The organism is Nocardioides sp. F233, from assembly GCF_057813895.1.
The window spans coordinates 304,571-323,488 of sequence record NZ_JBVASH010000001.1 but is presented as its reverse complement, the minus strand read 5'-3'; the positions used below and the strand labels follow the sequence as shown (position 1 = coordinate 323,488).

The following is an 18,918-nucleotide window of genomic DNA, read 5'->3' as shown; positions in this document are numbered from 1 at the left end:
GAATGGGACCTGGAACAGAACCGCCCCTTCCGAGCAGCGAGGACCCCGATGAGCCAGAGCGTCGACCCCACCTTCCAGCCCGACGCGATCGTCGTCGGCGCCGGCCTCGCCGGCCTGGTCGCGACCCACGAGGCCGTCAAGGCGGGCAGGAAGGTGCTCGTGCTCGACCAGGAGAACCGCGCCAACCTCGGCGGCCAGGCGTTCTGGTCGCTGGGCGGGCTGTTCTTCGTCGACTCCCCCGAGCAGCGCCGGATGGGGATCAAGGACTCCCCCGAGCTGGCGTGGCAGGACTGGCAGGGCTCGGCGGGCTTCGACCGGATCGGCGAGGACCCGGACGACGCGGGCCCCGAGCGCGGCGAGGACCACTGGGGCAGTCGCTGGGCGCGGGCGTACGTCGACTTCGCGGCCGGCGAGAAGCGCGCCTACCTGCGCGAGCTCGGCCTCAAGTCCCTCACGTTCGTCGGCTGGGCCGAGCGCGGCGACGGCTCGGCCAGCGGCCACGGCAACTCCGTCCCGCGCTTCCACCTGACCTGGGGCACCGGCCCCGAGGTGGTCCGGGTCTTCCTCGAGCCGGTCGAGGCCGCGGAGGCCCGGGGCCAGGTGCGCTTCGCCTTCCGGCACCAGGTCGACGACCTGGTCGTCGAGGACGGCGCCTGCGTCGGCGTGCGGGGCTCGGTCCTCGAGCCGTCCGACCTGGGACGCGGCGAGAAGTCGTCGCGCGAGGTCGTCGACTCCTTCGAGCTGCGCGCCCCCGCCGTCATCGTCACCTCGGGCGGGATCGGCCACAACTTCGAGCTGATGCGCGCCAACTGGCCCACCGACCGGGTCGGCCCCGCACCCGAGCACATGATCGCCGGCGTACCCGCCCACGTCGACGGCCGGATGCTCGCCATCTCCGAGGCCGCCGGCGCCCACCTGGTCAACAAGGACCGGATGTGGGCCTACGTCGAGGGCATCCACAACTGGGACCCGGTCTGGCCCGACCACGCCATCCGGATCCTCCCCGGCCCGTCGTCGATGTGGTTCGACGCCGACGGCCAGCGGCTTCGCGGGATGTCGGGTGTCCCGGGCGCCGACTCGACCGGCTCGATGAAGCAGATCCTCGCCACCGGCGCCGACTACTCGTGGTTCGTGCTGACCCAGTCGATCATCGAGAAGGAGTTCGCGCTCTCCGGCTCGGAGCAGAACCCGGACTGGACCGACAAGGACGTCAAGCTGATGCTGAAGGAGCGGCTCGGCAAGGGCGCCACGAGCCCGGTCGAGGCGTTCAAGGAGCACGGCGAGGACTTCGTCGTCGCCACCGACCTCGACGAGCTGGTCGCCGGGATGAACGAGATCGCCCGTGGCGGCCGGGTCCTGGACGTCGCCGTGCTGCGCAAGCAGATCGAGGACCGCGACCGCCAGATCGACAACGCCTACTGCAAGGACGCCCAGGTGATGGCGATCCACAACGGCCGCAAGGACCGCACCGGCAGGATCATGCGCGTCGCCAAGCCGCACAAGATCCTCGACCCGGCGCACGGCCCGCTGATCGCCGTACGCCTCAACATCCTGAGCCGCAAGACCCTCGGCGGGATCGAGACGAACCTCGACAGCCAGGTCGTCCGCCCCGACGGCTCGCCCTTCCCGGGCCTGTACGCCGCCGGCGAGGTCGCCGGCTTCGGCGGTGGCGGCGTGCACGGCCACAACGCGCTCGAGGGCACCTTCCTCGGCGGCTGCATCTTCTCCGGCCGCGCCGCCGGGCGGGCGGTCGGACGCGGCTGAGGCCTCAGGCCGACGGGTCGACCAGGATCTTCGCGTGCCGCTCCGGGTCGCCGAGGTCCTCGAACGCACCAGCCACACCGTCCAGGCCGACGACCCCGGTGACGAGCGGGCGGACCTCGACCTTGCCGGAGGCGATCCACTGCAGGGTCTGGTGGAACTCGCTGGGGTCGTAGGCGAAGGCGAAGCGCAGGTCGATCTCCTTGTTGATCGCCATCGACGGGCGGAAGGAGTCCTGGCCCATGCAGACGCCGACGACGACCACGCGCGAGAGCAGCGGGGCGTTGGCGACGACGTGCTCGATCATGCCGGGGACGCCGACGCACTCGAAGACGACCGGGCCGCGCGGGGTGGCGCCGGCCTTCTCGGCGGCGCGCATGACGTGCGCCCACGGCAGGAGGGGTACGGCGCGCAGCTTGTCCATCGCGTCGATGCCGAGGTCGGCCAGGGCGATCGCCTCGGTGAGGTAGCGCTTCGACTCCGTGAAGGAGGCCCACGGCGACTCGTCGGCGGGGTCCACGACGACGTCGGCCCCCATCTTCTCGGCGAGGGCACGGCGGCCGGCGGAGAAGTCGCTGGCGATCACGTGGCGCACGCCGGTGGCCTTCAGCATCGCGATCACGGCCAGGCCGATCGGGCCGCAGCCGATCACGACGGCGGTGTCCTTCGCTCCCACCTCTCCCCGGCGTACGGCGTGCAGGGCGACCGCCATCGGCTCGGTGAGGGCCGCGGCGTCGGCGTCGAGCTCGTCGGGCACGCGCATCGTCATCGACGGGACGGCGAGCACCTGCTCGGCGTACCCGCCCGAGGCCAGCGGGCTCAGCCCGGTCAGGTGCGTGGAGCCGCCGGCGCGCAACACCGGCAGCGCGACGACGCGGGTGCCGACGGGGAACAGCCGCCGGGTCCTGGGACCGTAGTCGGCGACGGTGCCGACGAACTCGTGGCCCATCACGACCCGGTCGGTCGACCTCATGAAGTGGTCGTAGCCGAGCTCGGCGACGTCGGAGGCGGTCTCGTCGCAGTGCAGCCGGGCGTGCAGGTCCGAGCCGCAGATCCCGCACCGCTCCACGTCGATGAGCAGCTGCCCCCGCTCGGGCGTCAGGTCGGGGAGGTCCTCGACGGTGAGCTCGGCCTGGTGGCAGACGACGGCGCGCATGCGGACATCATGCCGTTCGCCGGGGGACGTACTCCGTGAGTGGTTGCTGGCCGGTCAGCTCGCCGATCGCGGCCATCAGCGCATCGGTGGCGGCCCGCACCTCCCCCTGCCGTACGTCGACCGGCGCGCCGACCACGACGGTGACCCGCCCGCGGCGCCACCCCCGACGCCGGCGGCCGGGCGGGTCGACGAGCTCGGTGCCGAGCAGGCCGACCGGCAGCACGACCGTCTCGGGCACGGCCCGCACGACCCGGACCACCCCGGTGTGGCCGCGGTGCAGCCGGCCGTCCGGGGAGCGGGTGCCCTCGGGGTAGATCGCCCACACGCCGCCGGACCGCAGCAGCCCCTCGGCCGCGGCCAACGAGGCGGACGCGGCGTCACCGCCGGCCCGGTCGACGGGGATCTGGCCCGTGACCGAGCACAGCCACCGCTCGAGCCGGCCACGCAGGCCGTGGCCGGCGTAGTACTCAGCCTTGGCCAGGAACCGCGGTTGCCGCGGCAGCACCAGGGAGAGCACCAGCGAGTCGATCTCGGCGCGGTGGTTGGCGGCGACCACGACCGGGCCGGAGGCCGGGACGTGCGTCAGGCCAAGCACCCGGGGGCGGGTGTACCACCGGACGACCGGGCCGAGCAGGACCCACCGCAGCACCCAGAACCACATGCATCCTCCCGGACAGGTAGACGGTGTCTACTGGCAGTCTGCCCCGGCACCGTAGACAATGTCTACGTGAGCCCGCGCGACCACCTCGTCACCGTCGGCACCGCGTTGCTGGAGGAGCACGGCCTGGCCGGCATCTCGCTGCGCTCGATCGCGAGCGCAGCCGGGGTCTCCCACGGCGCCCCGCGCCGCCACTTCCCGACGTACCAGGCCCTGCTGGCGGCCATCGCCCGCGGCGGCCTCGAGGACCTGGACCGGCAGATCGGCCCGGCCCTGGCCGGGGACGACCTGCGAGCGGCAGCCCGGGCCTACCTCGACTTCGCGCAGCAGCGCCCGGAGATGTTCGCGCTGGTCACCCGGCACGACCTGCTCGAGGGCGCCGGCGGGAACCTGCGCGAGATCACCGGCCGCTGGTTCACCGACCTCGGCGCCACCCTGGCCCGCACGACCGGCCGCAGCCCGAGCCCCGAGGAAGCACTCGCCCTGTGGTCCGGCGTGCACGGCCTGGCCGCACTCACCAGCCGCCGCGCGACCGAGCCGACGGGCATCGACCCGACCGCGGCGCTCGACGTACTGCTGGAAAAGCACAGCACCCCGGCTCCGAAGAGCCGGGGTGCCGCCAAGAGGTGAAGCTCAGGCGTTGTCGAGCGCGGACGCGACCCGACGGTGCGCCTCCCAGATCTCCTCCGGCAGGCCGTCGAACTGGGCGAGGTGCTTCTCGCGGAAGCCCATCTCCTGCTGCCAGCGCGCCACGTCGATCGTGAGCAGCGTGTCCAGGTCGGCGAGGCACTGCTCGTCGAGACCCTCGAGGTTGAGCTCCTCGCGCTTCGGCAGCACGCCGACGGCGGTCTGGACGCCCTCGACCTCGCCGTTGAGGAACTCCATGAGCCAGTTCAGCGGGCGCAGGTTCTCGCGGTAGCCGGGCCACAGGAAGCGGCCGTCCTCGCCACGCTGGAACCAGTTGACGTGCGCGAAGATCGGCTTGGTCGTCGCGCGGCCGATGACCTCGAGCCAGTGCGCGGCGTAGTCCGCCTCCGAGTACGACATGAACGGACGCATCGACATCGGGTCGTAGCGCAGCACGCCCTCGAGGCCGTCGGCCGCCGCGGTGGCCTCGGCGCCCAGGGTGAGGCCGTCGTAGACGCCCTCGGCGACGTCGGTGATCGCACGGATCAGCGGCTCACGGTCGCGCGTGCGGCCACCGAAGATGATGCCGTGGATCTCGACGCCCTCGGGGGCCTCGAAGTCCTTGGCGACGTTCGGGACGTTCGCGAGGGTGGTCGTGAAGCGGCTGTTGGGGTGCGCCCACGGGTCGTCGGCGTTCTCGGGGGCCCGGTCGGCGATGACGTCGCCCTTCCAGTCCTCCCAGCCGTCGAGGTCGGTCGGCTTGTCGCCGCGACCCTCCCACCAGACCTCCTGGGTCTTCGGGTTGTAGGCGACGTTGGTGAAGATGGCGCCGGTGCCGTCGACGATCGAGTCGATCGCCGTCGGGTTGGTCTTCTCGTTGGTGTCCTTCGCGACACCGAAGACGCCGTTCTCCGGGTTCATGCCGTAGAGCTTGCCGTCGTCGCCGACCCAGATCCACGCGATGTCGTCGCCGTAGAACTCGACGTAGTAGCGGTCGCCGAGGGCGTCGGGAGCCAGCGTCATCGCGAGGTTCGTCTTGCCCGAGGCCGACGGGAAACCACCGCAGATGTTGTACTTCTTGCCGGTCTCCTTGTCGGTGATGCCGAGCAGCATGAACTGCTCCACGAGGAAGCCGTTCTTCCAGCCGTCGTAGGAGCCCTGGCGCAGGCCGTGGGCGATCTTGCCGAGCAGCGCGTTGCCGCCGTACGACGAACCGAAGTGCAGGATCGTGCGCTCGTCGGCGACGGTCACGAAGTAGCGCTTGTCGTCGGGGGTGCCCTGACCGAGGTTCTCCAGGTCACCGGTGACGTGCACGGCCTTGACGAACGAGTCGCCGAGGTCGTTGACGTACTCGACGCCCACGCGGGCCATGCGGATCATCTGCATGACGACGTTGCGGTTGTCGGTCAGCTCCACACCGGCGGCGAACTTCTCGACCGGCGAGCCCTTCGGCGACATGAGGTAGGGGATGACGTACATCGTCTTGCCCACCGAGGCGCCGGTCATCAGCTCGACGAGCTTCGGCTTCATCTCGGCGGAGGGCTTCCAGTTGTTGTAGATGCCCTTGTCGGCCTCGTTCGAGGTCGCGACGATGGTGCGCTCCTCCGCGCGAGCGGTGTCCTTGAAGTAGGAGCGCGAGTAGTAACGGCCCTCGCCGGCGGGGAGCAGCTCGCCCGCGTCCAGTGCCTCCTGGATCAGGCGCGCGTCGTCGGCCGCGGACACGACCTCGATGCGCTCTGCTCCGGTGATGTTGGCCCAGTGTGCGACGTACTCACGGACGTGGGGGTTGGTGAGACCCGCCTCGTCGAGCGTCCGCTCCACATCAACCATGTGCTATTCGCCAGCCTTTCGGTCCTTGACAAGGTGTGGGCACGCTACCCCACAGCCCACCCGGTTTTTTCCGGGGTTCGAATCGTGCGATCCGTGGACACCGTCGTCCGCGTGACAGTCACCATGACACCCGTTTTGCCTTCACGCACATCGGCGAAGCCTCCGTCTCACGACGGTTCCGGCGACGCTCCGGATTGGATCGTTCGAATGCGCGGCGCCGCGTCCCGGCCACCGGCACGGCGGCTCCGGACGCCACGGACCGCCTGATCTGCTGGCGTCGTGCTCCGTACCCACGCGCCCGAGGTCGCCGCCCTGCTGGACCGTCTGCCCGTCGTCCCGCTCGACGAGCTGGTCGCCGACGAGGCCGCCGACGTGGTCGCGTTCGCCGAGCAGTTCGCGCTCGACGTGTCGGTGATCAGCACCGGGCAGCGGCAGGCGCTGGCGGCCACCCTCGGCCCGCGGACCCGTACCTTCGCCGGCCAGCTGTACGTCGCCGACTGGGTGCCCCGCGCCCGGCGGGCCCTCGGCCAGCTCGCCGGGGAGCGCCGGCCTGAGCCGACGGCCGACGGCACGGTCGACGACCCGTGGCCCACCCTCGACGAGCTGTGGCGCGCGATCGCCCGGCTGCGCGTGCTCGACCCGGTGACCACCGAGGTGCTCCGGCTGCGCCAGGCCCGCCAGCACAACTGCCGGATCTGCCAGTCGCTGCGCAGCCGCTCGGCGCTGGTCGCCGGGGGCACCGAGGAGACCTACGACGCGATCGACGACTACACCGAGAGCAACCTGTCGGAGCGGCACCGCACCGGCCTGGCCGTGGTCGACGCCCTGGTCTGGGACCCCGCCGGGCTCGGCCCCGACCTGGTCGCCGCGGTCCACACCCACTACTCACCCGCCGAGCAGGTCGAGCTGGTCCTCGACCTGCTCCGCAATGCCGCCAACAAGGTCGCGGTCGCGCTCGGCACCGACGAGGCGCACGTCGCCGAGGGCATCGAGGTCTACGACGTCCTCGAGGACGGAAGCGTCGTCTTCGGGCTCGGTTGAGCCACGACCAGGACGGGTAGGACCGCCCCCATGAGCTTCCCGCCCCCTCCTCCGACGGGACCGCCGCCGCCGTACCCGCCCTTCGGTCCCCCGCCACACAAGGGCAGCGGTGCGCGGGTCGCGCTGGTCATCGGCGGCGTCCTGCTCGCCATCGTGCTGCTCGGTGCGGTCGCGGTCGGCGCCTTCCTCGTCGCGGGTGGGGGCGACGACGACCGGGCCGCGGACGAGCCGACCCGCAGCACGACGACCTCGGCGCCCACGTCCCGGGCCACCTCCGAGGGCACCCCCGCGACGCCGACCTCGGGCCCGACGACGCCGTACACCCCGTCCGACGACACCGACGACGACATCCACAACGACGTCGAGGTCGCCGACTTCCCGGGCGACTGGGACTTCAAGCTCGGCGACGTGGAGCACCACGCCACCCTGGTCAGCTCGACGGACCACCCCAGCTGCGCGCCGGTCGAGAAGGGGTCGGTGCTCACCGACCAACGCTGCGAGTACGCCGCCCGGTGGGTCTTCACCGCCCTCGGCGGCAAGGTCCGGCTGACCCACGTGTTCCTCGTCTTCGACACCGAGCGGCACGCCAAGGCCGCACAGAGTGCGATGAAGGACACGGACTTCGAGCTGCCCGACGGCAGCCTCTACCCGTCCTTCGTGCAGGGGCAGTGGAACTCCAGCGTCTACGGCAATGTCGTCGCGGTCACCATCGGTACGTCGCGGGTGAAGGTCCCGGAGAAGAGGCTGACCTCGCTGGTGAACTACATGAACACGGACTTCAAGACCGCGCTGCTGTTCAAGTCCTGAGCCGGGCGAGGGAAAAATGGAAGCCGCCGCAGGCGTCTCGGGTCACCTGCGGCGGCGAGAGCAGCATGCCAGAGCGCGCGCTCTGTTGTCATCATGTTGCGAGGAAAAACTTTCCGGCCCCCGCCGACGCGGTAGCGCCTAGGCTCGGATCATGGGGGACCCGAGGACCGATGACACGCGTCCGGGCGACGAGGTGAGCCTGGCCGAGCTCTACGAGCTGGTGCCGGCGACCGAGGACTTCGACGCCCCGCCGACCCCCGGTCAGGCGCAGGGCCTGGTCGAGCACCTGCTCGACGGCGAGGTGATTCCGGACGACGACGAGACCGGGACCGAGCCGGACGAGGGCGACTGACTCAGCAGCCCAGTAGCCCCAGCAGGTGGTCGACGGCCACGTCGAGGGCGGTCGCGGCGGCGGCCGCGTCACCCTCGTTGAGGTAGAGCAGGGTGATCCCGTCGACGACGGCGGCGAGGTACCGGGCGACGTCCTCGGCAGGCCGGGCCAGGGTGAGCTCGTCGTGCTCGATCAGGGCCTCGAGCAGGCTGCGATGCGCGTCGACGTACGCGCGGTACTGGTGGCGGGCCAGCACCTCCAGTCCTTCGGTGCGGCTGGCGTACTGGGTGATCTCGTAGGTCAGCCGGTGCTCGTCGGGGTGCTCGACGACGTGCCGCCAGTACGACGCCACGCCCGAGCGCACCCGCTCCTCGAGCGTGCCCTCACCCGTCACGATCTCCAGCGCGGGGCTGAGCGTGCGGGCCAGGATCTCCTCCGCGACGCGCTCGAGCAGCTCGGCCTTCGAACGGAAGCAGTAGTGGAAGGCGGCCAGCGCCATGTCGGCCTCGCCGACGATCGAGCGGGTGGTCGCGCGCGGGACGCCGTCGCGGGCCATCACGCGGATCGCCGCGTCCACCAGCAACCGGCGCCGGTCCTCGGCCGCGACCCGTGCCATCCGTCACCCTCCCCATCTCGTCTGCAGTGCAGCGGCCATTGTCCACGACCGTCCCAGCGGCAGTCTGAGACGCTTGACCGGGTCGCTTGTCCCACTTTACGGTGACGCCGATCACAACTCTCGGGAGGCGTCATGTCATCCATCCGCCGGGCACCGCATCGCAGCCGCACGCTCTGCACCGCACTGGCCACCGTGCTGCTGCTCGCGCTGGCGTTCCTCACGCCCGGACGCAGCGCCGGCGCCGCGCCCGGCGACCCCTGGTGGGAGCCGGCCAACCGGCCCGCCCCCGACTCGGAGGTCAACGTGACCGGCGCCCCGTTCACGGGCACCGACAAGAACGGTGACGTCCGCGGGTTCGCCGACCTGCACAACCACGTGATGACCAACGAGGGCTTCGGCGGCCGGATGATCTGCGGCAAGCCGTTCTCGCAGAAGGGCATCGCCGACGCCCTCAAGGACTGCCCCGAGCACTACCCCGACGGCTTCGGCGCGATCTTCGAGAACCTCACCGCCGACCCGGACTGGCACCACGACCCGGTCGGCTGGCCGACCTTCAAGGACTGGCCGCGGCACGACTCGCTGAGCCACCAGCAGAACTACTACGCCTGGATCGAGCGCGCCTGGCGCGGTGGCCTGCGGGTGATGGTCACCGACCTCACCAGCAACGGCATCATCTGCTCGCTGCCGATCATGCCCAAGGACCGCGGCTGCGACGAGATGGACTCGGTGCGGCTGCAGGCCAAGAAGACCTACGAGATGCAGGACTACATCGACCAGGTCTACGGCGGCACCGGCCGCGGCTTCTTCCGCATCGTCACCTCGCCGGAGCAGGCCCAGCAGGTCATCGAGTCGGGACGCCTCGCCGTCGTGCTGGGCGTCGAGACGTCCGAGCCGTTCGGCTGCAAGCAGATCATGGACGTCGCCCAGTGCAGCAAGGCCGACATCGACCGCGGTCTCGACGAGCTGCAGGCGCTCGGCGTGCGCAGCATGTTCTTGTGCCACAAGGTCGACAACGCCCTGTGCGGCGTCCGCTTCGACCCCGGCACCCAGGGCACGCTGATCAACGTCGGCCAGTTCTTCTCCACCGGCACCTTCTGGCAGACCGAGCAGTGCAAGGGCCCCCAGTACGACAACCCGATCGGCAACGCACCCGCGCCGCCGCAGCTGCCGGTCCCGCCGGGCGGCGTCCCGACGTACGACCCGAGCGCGAAGTGCAACGTGCGTGGCCTGACCAGGCTCGGCGAGTACGCCGTCAACGGGCTGATCAAGCGGCACATGATGCTCGAGATCGACCACATGAGCGTCAAGGCGGCCGACCGGGCGCTGAGCATGCTCGAGGCGGTCGGCTACCCGGGCGTGCTGTCGAGCCACAGCTGGATGGACATCAGCTGGACCGAGCGGGTGTTCAAGCTCGGCGGGATGAGCGGGATCTACGACTCCGCCGGCCCGGGCTTCGTGCAGGAGGCCGCACGCACCGACGCGCTGCGCACGAAGTACGACAAGGGCATCGGCATCGGCATGGACATGAACGGCGTCGGCGGCTGGCCGGCCCCGCGCGGTGCGGACGCGCCGAACAAGGTGGAGTACCCGTTCCGCAGCACCGACGGCGGAGCGGTCCTCGACCGCCAGGTCACCGGCGAGCGGACCTGGGACGTCAACACCGACGGCGTCGCGCACTACGGGCTGATGCCCGACTGGATCGAGGACATCCGCCGGGTCGGCGGCACCGACGCGGTCCACGACATGTTCCAGGGAGCCCGGACCTACCTCGACACCTGGGCCGCGACGACGGCGTACAACGCCCCGGAGAACCTCGCACGGTCCTCGTGGGTGACCGCGAGCAGCGCCGAGTGGTGGTCGTTCTACGACTACTCCGGCTGGAAGGCGCGCGACGGTGACCCGGGCACACGGTGGGCGAGCGAGTGGAGCGCCGACCAGTGGCTGCAGATCGACCTGCACCAGCCCCGTACGGTCGCCCGGGTGCTCCTCGACTGGGAGGCCGCCTATGGCCGCAGCTACCGGATCGAGGTGTCCGACGACGCCTCGAGCTGGCGCACGGTCTGGTCCACCGACCAGGGCAACGGCGGCCTCGACGTGGCGAGCTTCGCACCGGTGACCGCGCGCTACCTGCGGGTGCACGGCGTGAGCCGCGCGACGAACTACGGGTACTCGCTGTGGGAGGTCCAGGTCTTCGGCCCCTGACCAGGGACCGAGTCGGGTTCGGACGGCGGCCAGCCGGGAGGGAGTGGTCGCCGTCCGCAGCCTCTTCGGGGTGGGTCCGCTCAGGCCCGGCCGGCGGCGATCAGCTGCTGGAACCAGCGGTACGACGCCTTGGGCGTTCGGGCCTGGGTGGCGTAGTCGACGTGCACCAGGCCGAAGCGCTCCTGGAAGCCCATCGCCCACTCGAAGTTGTCCATGAGGGACCAGGCGACGTAGCCGCGGACGTCGACCCCGGCCTCGATCACCCGGGCGACGGCCCGCAGGTGGGCGTCGTGGTAGTCGATCCGGGCCTGGTCCTGGACGCCGTCGGGCCCGGCCTGGTCGTGGTAGGAGCACCCGCTCTCCGTCACCAGCACGGGCGGCAGGGCGGCGCCGTACCGGTCCTTCAGCCCGACCAGCACCTCGGTCAGCGCCTCGGGGACGATCGGCCAGCCGAAGTCGGTGGTCGGTACGCCGGCCAGCTCGTGGGGCGTGAACGGCAGACCAGCCGCCGAGGCACCGTCCAGGACCGGCGAGGGCCCGGCGTCGTCGGTCGGGGCGCCGACGAGGAGCGGCGTGTAGTAGTTGACGCCGTACCAGTCCAGGGGTGCGGCGATGACCGCGAGGTCCTCGGCGACCGGGCCGGGCATCGCCTCGGCGAAGCCGTCGGGGTAGGCCCCGCGCAGGACCGGGTCGGAGAAGAGGTGGTTGTAGATCGTGTCGAGCAGGCCGGCGGCGTCGCGGTCCTCCTGCGCCTCGGACACCGACCACACCGGCTGGTGGTTGTTGGCGATGCCGACGCTGGTGGCTCCCCCGGCTCGCAGGGCCGCGACCGCGAGCCCGTGGCCGAGCAGCAGGTGGTGGGCGACGGGCAGGGCGTCGAAGCCGAGCGCCAGACCGGGGGCGTGGACGCCGAGCGCGTGTCCCATCATCGTGGCGACGACCGGCTCGTTGAGCGGCATCCACCGGTCCACCCGGTCGCCGAGGCGGTCGACGACGGCGGCCGCGTAGTCGGCGAAGCGCTCGGCCGTGGCGCGGTCCTGCCAGCCGCCCGCGTCCTGGAGCGCCTGCGGCAGGTCCCAGTGGTAGAGCGTGACGGCCGGCTTCACCCCGGCGGCGGCGAGCTCGTCGACCAGCCGGTCGTAGAAGTCGAGGCCGGGCCCGTTGACCGGTCCCGCACCCTCGGGCTGGATCCGCGGCCAGGAGACCGAGAAGCGGTACAGGTCGGCGCCGAGGTCGCGCACGAGCGCGACGTCCTCGGCATGGCGGTGGTAGTGGTCGCAGGCCACGGCCCCGGTGTCGCCGTTCAGGACGCGGCCCGGCTCGGCGACGAAGGTGTCCCAGATCGAGGGCCCCTTCCCGTCGGCGTCGGGCGCACCCTCGATCTGGTACGCCGCGGTGGCCACGCCGTACTCGAAGCCGGCGGGCAGGACGGGCAGGTCAGTCATGTGGGTTCCTCCACGGGCTTCATCGGACAGAGCGGATGCGGAGCACGGCCAGTGCCCCGGAGGTGGCGATCACCGCGGCCACGACGTACAGCGCCGGATAGCCGCCCCAGGCGACCAGCGGGGCGGCGAGCACCGGCGCAAGCACCTGGGGCAGTGCGGCGGCGATGTTCACCACGCCCAGGTCCTTGCCACGATCGGCCGCGTCCGGCAGGACGTCGATCATCAGCGCGAGGTCGACCGAGGTGAACACGCCCATCCCGAGCCCGAGGATCGCCACCGCCACCACCGCCGAGGGCCAGTCGTCGACGGCGGCGAGGGTCAGCGTCGCGCCCGCGATGACCAGGCCGGCGACGAGGACGAACACCCGCCGGCGGTCGACCCGGTCGGACACGACGCCGGCGCCGAGCACCGTGACGAGGAGGGCGAGCGAGTTCACCGCGCTGAGCACGAAGACCCCCGTCTCGGGGTCGCTGTAGCCGACCTCGTCGTCGAGGTAGTACAGGAGATAGACCAGCCCGATCGAGAAGCTGAGGTTCACCAGGAAGCGGACCAGCCAGGCCCAGGCGAAGTCGGGGTGCTGCCGCGGGCTCACCCAGAAGCACCGCGCGAACGATGCCCAGTCGAACGGGCGGCGCTCGTCCGGGTCGAGCACGACGTCGCGGCGCAGCACGACGTACGGAACCGTGACGACCAGCAGCACCACGGCGCAGGCGAGGTAGCCGCCGGCGATCCCGCCGAGCGCCGCGGCGAGTCCCGCACCGGCCACGGCACCCAGGGTCTGGGCCAGGCCGAGGTACCCGCCGACGGCCCCGCGCTGGCGGTGCGGCGCGTGGTCCGGGACGGCGGCCGTGATCGCGGCGAGGTTGGCGTTGAGGGCGACCTGGGCCAGGCACCAGGCGATCGCGACGACCACGAGGTTCGGCGCGAACGCGAGCAGGGCCAGGCACGCGGCGCCGCCCAGCGCGCCGCCCACGGTCCACGGGATGCGGCGGCCGTGCCGCGAGGTCGTGCGGTCCGAGAGCGCCCCGAACACCGGGTTCGCCACCGTCGAGCACAGCGCGCCGAGACCGACGACCCAGGCCAGCGCGGCCTCCTTGTCGTCACCGGCGAAGCGTTCGGCCTGCAACCCCAGGAGGGTCAGGATCGGGCCGAACCACGCGGTGTACAGACCCGCGTTCGCCAGCGAGATCGCGGCGACCCAGGACCGGGGCGCCGGCTCGACCGGGTCGCGGAGCGCGCTCGCCACGGCCTGCCCCTCCATACGGGCAGCGTGCCGGATCCCGAGCGTGTGGGTCAACCGTCTAGTACAGATGTCCCACTTTGGTCGCGGTACGCCGGAGCGCGGCGACTCGGCACCGGTTCCGCGCTGGCCAGCAGCGGGAGCACGCGCGGCGGCACCAGCACCGACAGCACCATGACGCTGGTCGAGCGGACGACCGCGGAGGCCTGGTCGATCCGCACCAGCGTCGCCTGGAGCTCGGGGTGGGAGCGGGTCGCGACCCGGCACAGGACGTCGAACGAGCCGGTGGTGACGTACGCCTCCAGCACCTGCGGGATCTGCTCGAGGTCGCGGGCCACCTCGTCGAGCGCGCCCTGGGCGATCTCGAGCGTGACGTAGGCCTGCACCTCGAACCCGGCCGCGGCGACGTCGAGGGTCGGGTCCCAGTCGGCGATCACGCCGGCCTCGGTCAACCGGCGCAGCCGGCTCTGCACGGTGGCCCGGGCGACCGACGTCTGCCGCGACAGTTCGAGGTCGCCGGCGCGCGGGTGCTCGGTGAGGGCGGTGAGCAGCGCGAGGTCGATCTGGTCCAGGGTCAGCACGCGTCCAATCTAGTCAATCTGCCTACTTGCGCTGCCAGTTGCTCGACAGATATGTGCATCCTGATCACCTCCCAATGGTCAGGTTGTGGAGTCCGGCGCCGACCTGATCTGCTCAGCCCATGCAGGCCACCCACATCTGGGGCGACGAGCGTCGCGTCACCGAAGCCGCCGTGAAGATCGCGTCCGCCCGGATCTCGAGCCCGTCCGACCCGAAGACCACCGCGCGCCCGATCTCCGCGCTGCGCGCCGACGCCGGTACGACGATCACCCCCGCGGGCATCGGCGTCGACCAGGCCTTCTCCGTCTTCCAGGACGTCATCGCGCCCGCCACCCGCGCCCAGGACGACCCGCTCAACCTGGCCTACATCGCGGCCGCGCCGACCCGGGCCGCCCTCGCGTTCGACGCCGTGGTGTCGAGCTTCAACATCTTCGGCGGCACCTGGGAGGCCGGCGCCGGCGCGATCTTCGCCGAGAACGAGGCGCTGGCCTGGCTGGTCTCCCTGCTCGGCTGGCCCGAGGAGGCCGGCGGCTGCTTCGTCTCCGGCGGCACCTCCGGCAACCTGTCGGCCCTGGTGACCGCGCGGCACACCGCGCTCACTCGCCGCGGGTCCCGTCCCGAGGGCGGCTGGAGGATCGCCTGCACCTCCGGCGCGCACTCCTCGATCCTCGCCGACGCACGGGTGATGGACGTCGAGGTCGTCGAGGTCCCCGAGGGCGACCGCGGCCAGCTGACCGGTGCCGCCGTGCGCGCCGCCATCGCCGACGAGCCCGGCGTCTTCGCCGTCGTCGCCTCGGCCGGCACGACGAACGCCGGCATCATCGACGACCTCGCCGACGTCGCCGACGTCTGCGAGGAGCACGGCATCTGGCTGCACGTCGACGGCGCGTACGGCGGCGCCGGGCTCGCAGCCCCCTCCGCCCGTGCCCGGTTCACCGGCATCGAGCGCGCCGACAGCTTCATCGTCGACCCGCACAAGTGGCTGTTCGCGCCGTACGACTGCTGCGCGCTGCTCTACCGCGACCCCGACCTGGCCCGCGCCGCGCACAGCCAGCACGCGTCGTACCTCGACCGGATCGACCGCGAGGCGTGGAACCCGACCGACCTCGCCGTGCACCTGTCGCGGCGGGTGCGCGGGCTGCCGTTCTGGTTCAGCCTGGCGGTGCACGGCACGGATCGGTACGCCGCCGCCGTCGAGCAGACGCTCACCACCACGCGGGCCGTCGCCGACGCGATCAGGGAGAGCGCCAGCCTGCGGCTGCTGATGGAGCCGGACCTGTCGGTACTGCTGTTCGACCGCCCCGGCTGGACCCGCGACGACTACTACGCCTGGTCCGACGAGCTCTCCCGCGCCGGCCGGATCCTCTGCGTCCCCACGTCGTGGCGCGGCCAGACCGTGCTGCGGCTGGCGTTCGTGAACCCGGCGACCGACCCGGCGGCGGTCATCGACATCCTCACGACGACGACGGTCTGAGCTGCTACAGCTCCTTCGGGAGCCGTACGGCGAGCAGCCCGCCGACCGCCGCCGCCACCGCGCCCCAGCCGTAGGCCAGGGCGTACCCGACGGCCGACCCGGCCTGGGCAGCGAGCAGGGCGCCGATGACGGCGCTCGAGACCGAGGCGCCGATCATCCGCATCAGGGTGTTGAGGCCGTTGACCGCACCGACCGCCTCGGGCGCGGTGAGCCGGACCACCAGGAACGGCAGGGTCGCGAAGGACAGGCCGATGCCGATCCCGATGACGACCGACGCGACGACCACCGCGGCCGGCCACGGGGCGGTGGCCGCGGAGGCGGCGTACCCGATGCTGCTGCAGACCAGGCCCGCCGCGAGAGCCCACCGAGCGCCACGGCGGTCGACCAGCCAGGACCCGAGCGGGGCCGCGAGCATCATCGCGACACCCGCGGGGACCAGGCACAGCCCGGCCACGAGGATGCTGACGGCACTGCCGTCGACCGGGTGCTGCAGGAGCACGGGCAGCACCAGCACGTGGGTGAACATCGCGACGCCGGCGAGCACGGAGGCCGTCTGGACCAGCGCCATTCGTGGCTCGGTGGCGGAGTCGAGGTCGACCAGCGGGTCCGTCGTACGCCGTTCCCAGCGCCACCAGCCGGCCAGCACGAGCAGGCCGCCGACGGCGCAGCCGATCGTCGGCGCGCTGGCCCAGCCCCAGCGGCCGCCGTTGGTGACGGCGAGCAGGCCGGTGGCGAGTCCGACGGACAGCAGCACGCAGCCGATGCCGTCGAACCTTGTCCGGTCGCTTGCTCGGTCTGGGTCCGGGTTGGGGGTCGGCACCACGACGATGACGGCAGCGGTGACCAGGAGACCGAGCCCGGCAGCGACCCAGAAGACGGCGGTCCAGTCGGCGACGGCCGCGATCAGCCCAGAGAAGGCGACGCCGCCCGCCGTACCGATGCCCATGGTGGCGCTGATCAGCGCAGCACCGCGCTGCAGGCCGACGCCGACCGCGATCTCGGCGAGGGCGCTGATGCCGAGCGGGATGACCGCGCTCGATGCGCCCTGCAGCGCGCGGCCGGCGAGGAGCAGCGGGTAGTGCCCGCCACTCGCGCACAGCACGCTGCCGACGGTCGTCGCGAACAGGCAGCAGACGAGGACCCGCTTGCGACCGACGATGTCGGCCAGGCGACCGCTGACCGGCGTCGCCACCGCGGCGGCGACCAGGCAGATGGTCATCGCCCAGGACGCGGCCTCGCCGCTGACGTCGAGCCGCGCGGGCAGGTCGCCGAGCAGCGGGATGAGCAGCGCCTGCGAGAGGATCCCGACCAGGCCGGCGGCGGCGAGCACCGCGACGACCGGCCGCAGCCGGACGGCTGGGGTCGCCGGCGCCGCGGCGGTGGTCACGCGAAGAGGGCGCGCGCGCCGTCGATCGCCGTACCGCGCTCGGTGTCGACGCGGAACGAGCCGTCCGCCCACACCGGCACGGTCAGGTGCTCGCCCGGGAAGACAGCACTGCTGAACCTTCCTTCGAGCAGGGTCAGGTCGGCCGGGGAGGCGCCCTGCGCCTCGGCGGCGGCGAGCACGGCGGCCGAGAGGGTCGCGAGGCCGTGCAGGATCGGCCGCGGCTGACCGATCTTCTCGGCCGCGACAGGGTCGATGTGGATGTGGTGGCGGTCGCCGCTCAGTCGGTAGAGCGCCGCGGCGTTGGCCGCGACGTCGAGGCCGACGGTCGCGATCGGGTCGCCCTCGGGACCGGCCGTGCGGCCCGGGCCGCGCTCGCCACCGAAGCCACCCCGGCCCGGCGCGAAGATCGACCACGTGGCGCGGACGTACTCGCACTCGACGACGACCTCGAAGACCGCGGCGGCGCCCTTGTCCCACACGTTGCCGACCCGAGCCTGCATCAGCGTCGTACCGGTGGCCGGCATCGGCGCGAGCACCTCGAGCCTCTGGGAGCCGTGCAGCGCCGTACCGACGTCGAAGGCACCCGCCGAACCCAGCACGTCGGGCGCCCACTGCGCCAGGGTCAGTGCGAAGGTCGGCAGCACCTTCAGCTCGCGCTCGAAGACGAGGTCCAGCCGCTCGGCGGGGGCACCCACCGCGAGCGCGAACAGGATCGCGTCGCGCTCGTCCCAGCTGACCTCGCGCTCCCCGAGGGACCGGCCGGCCCAGTCAGCGGTGTCGGTCACATCGAGGTCGGGTTGCATCGTCATCCTGCTACGATACCAAGCAAACGCTAGGTTTGTACGACGACCCCGGGAGCAGCCATGAGCGACGAGACCACGACCACCGAGCCGGTGGTGACGTACGACGTCCGCGACGGCGTCGCCTACGTGACCCTCAACCGGCCGGAGTACGCCAACGCGCAGAACTCGAAGGTCACCTACGCCCTCGACCAGGCCTTCACCGACGCCGTCGACGACGACGCGGTCAAGGTGATCGTGCTCGGCGGCAACGGCAAGCACTTCTGCGGCGGCCACGACATCGGTACCCCGGGCCGCGACATCCACGAGTCGTTCGAGCGCAAGGCCGTCATCTGGTGGGACCACGTCGGCGCGCAGGGCGTCGACGCGCGGTTCGCCCGCGAGTCCGAGGTCTACCTCGGAATGTGCCGCCGCTGGCGCGAGATCCCCAAGCCGGTCATCGCGAAGGTGCAGGGAGCGTGCATCGCCGGCGGCCTGATGCTCGCCTGGGTCTGCGACTTCATCATCGCCTCCGACGACGCCTTCTTCCAGGACCCCGTCGTCAAGATGGGCATCCCCGGCGTCGAGTACTTCGCCCATCCCTGGGTGATGAACCCCCGCGCCGCCAAGGAGTTCCTCTACACCGGCGGCCGCTTCGACGCCCGCCGCGCCCACGAGCTCGGCATGGTCAACCACCTCGTCCCGCGCCCCGAGCTGGACGCCGCCGTCGACGAGATGGCCCGCCGCATCGCCGCCATGCCCCGCCTCGGCCTCGCCCTCACCAAGAAGGCGATCAACCAGGCCGAGGACCTGATGGGTCAGCGTGCCGGCATGGACTCCGTCTTCGGGCTCCACCACGCCGCCCACTCGCACAACGCCGAGGTGACCGTCGACTCGCTCGCCGGCCTCGACGCCGCCGCCATGGCCGAGTCGAACAAGCGGGACGCCGGCGAGCTGTAGCCACCGCGGCGCTCGGCCCTGGCGG

Annotated in this window: 17 protein-coding genes; 8 read left to right on the top strand and 9 right to left on the bottom strand. The window is 71.9% G+C overall.

What is annotated here, in order from left to right; genetic code table 11:
- Positions 1 to 48: 48 nt before the first annotated feature.
- Positions 49 to 1,764 carry an FAD-binding dehydrogenase gene (locus tag ACZYRU_RS01580; protein WP_488955318.1) on the top strand — a complete coding sequence of 572 codons (1,716 nt, stop codon included), beginning with the start codon at positions 49 to 51 and terminating at the stop codon, positions 1,762 to 1,764.
- A gap of 4 nt (positions 1,765 to 1,768) precedes the next feature.
- On the opposite strand, the gene ACZYRU_RS01575 is transcribed toward ACZYRU_RS01580, so the two are convergent.
- Positions 1,769 to 2,917 carry a zinc-binding dehydrogenase gene (locus tag ACZYRU_RS01575; RefSeq protein WP_488955317.1) on the bottom strand — a complete coding sequence of 383 codons (1,149 nt, stop codon included), beginning with the start codon at positions 2,915 to 2,917 and terminating at the stop codon, positions 1,769 to 1,771.
- Positions 2,918 to 2,924: 7 nt separating this feature from the next.
- Positions 2,925 to 3,578, bottom strand: coding sequence for a lysophospholipid acyltransferase family protein (locus ACZYRU_RS01570; protein ID WP_488955316.1), 654 nt, complete (start codon positions 3,576 to 3,578; stop codon positions 2,925 to 2,927).
- 66 nt (positions 3,579 to 3,644) lie between these two features.
- Here ACZYRU_RS01570 and ACZYRU_RS01565 point away from each other — a divergent pair, with 66 nt between their 5' ends.
- On the top strand, positions 3,645 to 4,205 hold the full coding sequence (locus tag ACZYRU_RS01565) for a TetR/AcrR family transcriptional regulator (protein WP_488955315.1): 561 nt from the start codon (positions 3,645 to 3,647) through the stop codon (positions 4,203 to 4,205).
- Between the two features lie 3 nt (positions 4,206 to 4,208).
- Here the strand turns inward: ACZYRU_RS01565 and ACZYRU_RS01560 are convergent, their stop codons facing one another.
- Positions 4,209 to 6,032, bottom strand: a complete 1,824-nt coding sequence (locus ACZYRU_RS01560; protein ID WP_488955314.1) for a phosphoenolpyruvate carboxykinase (GTP) — start codon at positions 6,030 to 6,032, stop codon at positions 4,209 to 4,211.
- Between the two features lie 279 nt (positions 6,033 to 6,311).
- Here ACZYRU_RS01560 and ACZYRU_RS01555 point away from each other — a divergent pair, with 279 nt between their 5' ends.
- The 3 genes from ACZYRU_RS01555 to ACZYRU_RS01545 all read left to right on the top strand — a co-directional run bounded on the left by ACZYRU_RS01555 (position 6,312) and on the right by ACZYRU_RS01545 (position 8,232).
- Positions 6,312 to 7,073 carry a carboxymuconolactone decarboxylase family protein gene (locus tag ACZYRU_RS01555; RefSeq protein WP_488955313.1) on the top strand — a complete coding sequence of 254 codons (762 nt, stop codon included), beginning with the start codon at positions 6,312 to 6,314 and terminating at the stop codon, positions 7,071 to 7,073.
- Positions 7,074 to 7,103: 30 nt separating this feature from the next.
- Positions 7,104 to 7,880, top strand: coding sequence for a flagellar basal body-associated FliL family protein (locus ACZYRU_RS01550; protein WP_488955312.1), 777 nt, complete (start codon positions 7,104 to 7,106; stop codon positions 7,878 to 7,880).
- Positions 7,881 to 8,031: 151 nt separating this feature from the next.
- Complete coding sequence (locus ACZYRU_RS01545; RefSeq protein WP_488955311.1) at positions 8,032 to 8,232, top strand: hypothetical protein; 201 nt, start codon at positions 8,032 to 8,034, stop codon at positions 8,230 to 8,232.
- A gap of 1 nt (position 8,233) precedes the next feature.
- Here ACZYRU_RS01545 and ACZYRU_RS01540 read toward each other — a convergent pair whose 3' ends face one another.
- Positions 8,234 to 8,827: a TetR/AcrR family transcriptional regulator gene (locus tag ACZYRU_RS01540; RefSeq protein ID WP_488955310.1), complete on the bottom strand. Its 594-nt coding sequence runs from the start codon at positions 8,825 to 8,827 to the stop codon at positions 8,234 to 8,236.
- Positions 8,828 to 8,959: 132 nt separating this feature from the next.
- On the opposite strand from ACZYRU_RS01540, the gene ACZYRU_RS01535 reads away from it, so the two are divergent.
- Positions 8,960 to 11,029: a galactose-binding domain-containing protein gene (locus ACZYRU_RS01535; RefSeq protein ID WP_488955309.1), complete on the top strand. Its 2,070-nt coding sequence runs from the start codon at positions 8,960 to 8,962 to the stop codon at positions 11,027 to 11,029.
- 80 nt (positions 11,030 to 11,109) lie between these two features.
- On the opposite strand, the gene ACZYRU_RS01530 is transcribed toward ACZYRU_RS01535, so the two are convergent.
- From ACZYRU_RS01530 to ACZYRU_RS01520, 3 genes are read right to left on the bottom strand one after another with little or no spacing between them, the layout of a single operon-like run.
- Positions 11,110 to 12,474: a GH1 family beta-glucosidase gene (locus ACZYRU_RS01530; protein ID WP_488955308.1), complete on the bottom strand. Its 1,365-nt coding sequence runs from the start codon at positions 12,472 to 12,474 to the stop codon at positions 11,110 to 11,112.
- Positions 12,475 to 12,493: 19 nt separating this feature from the next.
- Complete coding sequence (locus ACZYRU_RS01525) at positions 12,494 to 13,720, bottom strand: MFS transporter (RefSeq protein ID WP_488955307.1); 1,227 nt, start codon at positions 13,718 to 13,720, stop codon at positions 12,494 to 12,496.
- Positions 13,721 to 13,767: 47 nt separating this feature from the next.
- Entirely contained in the window at positions 13,768 to 14,295 is a 528-nt protein-coding gene (locus ACZYRU_RS01520) for an Lrp/AsnC family transcriptional regulator (protein WP_488955306.1), read from the bottom strand.
- A gap of 119 nt (positions 14,296 to 14,414) precedes the next feature.
- Here ACZYRU_RS01520 and ACZYRU_RS01515 point away from each other — a divergent pair, with 119 nt between their 5' ends.
- Complete coding sequence (locus ACZYRU_RS01515) at positions 14,415 to 15,767, top strand: pyridoxal phosphate-dependent decarboxylase family protein (protein WP_488955305.1); 1,353 nt, start codon at positions 14,415 to 14,417, stop codon at positions 15,765 to 15,767.
- A gap of 4 nt (positions 15,768 to 15,771) precedes the next feature.
- Here ACZYRU_RS01515 and ACZYRU_RS01510 read toward each other — a convergent pair whose 3' ends face one another.
- Together ACZYRU_RS01510 and ACZYRU_RS01505 are read right to left on the bottom strand one after the other, a co-directional pair.
- The gene (locus tag ACZYRU_RS01510; RefSeq protein ID WP_488955304.1) at positions 15,772 to 17,154 is read right to left on the bottom strand and encodes an MFS transporter; all 1,383 of its coding nucleotides are present in this window, start codon (positions 17,152 to 17,154) and stop codon (positions 15,772 to 15,774) included.
- Positions 17,151 to 17,963, bottom strand: a complete 813-nt coding sequence (locus tag ACZYRU_RS01505) for a MaoC/PaaZ C-terminal domain-containing protein (protein WP_488955303.1) — start codon at positions 17,961 to 17,963, stop codon at positions 17,151 to 17,153. The genes ACZYRU_RS01510 and ACZYRU_RS01505 overlap by 4 nt, the downstream gene beginning before the upstream one ends.
- Before the next feature lie 54 nt (positions 17,964 to 18,017).
- On the opposite strand from ACZYRU_RS01505, the gene ACZYRU_RS01500 reads away from it, so the two are divergent.
- Complete coding sequence (locus ACZYRU_RS01500) at positions 18,018 to 18,893, top strand: enoyl-CoA hydratase (RefSeq protein WP_488955302.1); 876 nt, start codon at positions 18,018 to 18,020, stop codon at positions 18,891 to 18,893.
- Positions 18,894 to 18,918: the final 25 nt, after the last annotated feature.

Coding starts and splice junctions, on each gene's coding strand:
- ACZYRU_RS01575 (WP_488955317.1), bottom strand. CDS start 2,917: ATGCGCGCCGTCGTCTGCCACCAGGCCGAGCTCACCGTCGAGGACCTC.
- ACZYRU_RS01580 (WP_488955318.1), top strand. CDS start 49: ATGAGCCAGAGCGTCGACCCCACCTTCCAGCCCGACGCGATCGTCGTC.
- ACZYRU_RS01550 (WP_488955312.1), top strand. CDS start 7,104: ATGAGCTTCCCGCCCCCTCCTCCGACGGGACCGCCGCCGCCGTACCCG.
- ACZYRU_RS01535 (WP_488955309.1), top strand. CDS start 8,960: ATGTCATCCATCCGCCGGGCACCGCATCGCAGCCGCACGCTCTGCACC.
- ACZYRU_RS01500 (WP_488955302.1), top strand. CDS start 18,018: ATGAGCGACGAGACCACGACCACCGAGCCGGTGGTGACGTACGACGTC.
- ACZYRU_RS01530 (WP_488955308.1), bottom strand. CDS start 12,474: ATGACTGACCTGCCCGTCCTGCCCGCCGGCTTCGAGTACGGCGTGGCC.
- ACZYRU_RS01545 (WP_488955311.1), top strand. CDS start 8,032: ATGGGGGACCCGAGGACCGATGACACGCGTCCGGGCGACGAGGTGAGC.
- ACZYRU_RS01505 (WP_488955303.1), bottom strand. CDS start 17,963: ATGACGATGCAACCCGACCTCGATGTGACCGACACCGCTGACTGGGCC.
- ACZYRU_RS01540 (WP_488955310.1), bottom strand. CDS start 8,827: ATGGCACGGGTCGCGGCCGAGGACCGGCGCCGGTTGCTGGTGGACGCG.
- ACZYRU_RS01560 (WP_488955314.1), bottom strand. CDS start 6,032: ATGGTTGATGTGGAGCGGACGCTCGACGAGGCGGGTCTCACCAACCCC.
- ACZYRU_RS01570 (WP_488955316.1), bottom strand. CDS start 3,578: ATGTGGTTCTGGGTGCTGCGGTGGGTCCTGCTCGGCCCGGTCGTCCGG.
- ACZYRU_RS01515 (WP_488955305.1), top strand. CDS start 14,415: ATGCAGGCCACCCACATCTGGGGCGACGAGCGTCGCGTCACCGAAGCC.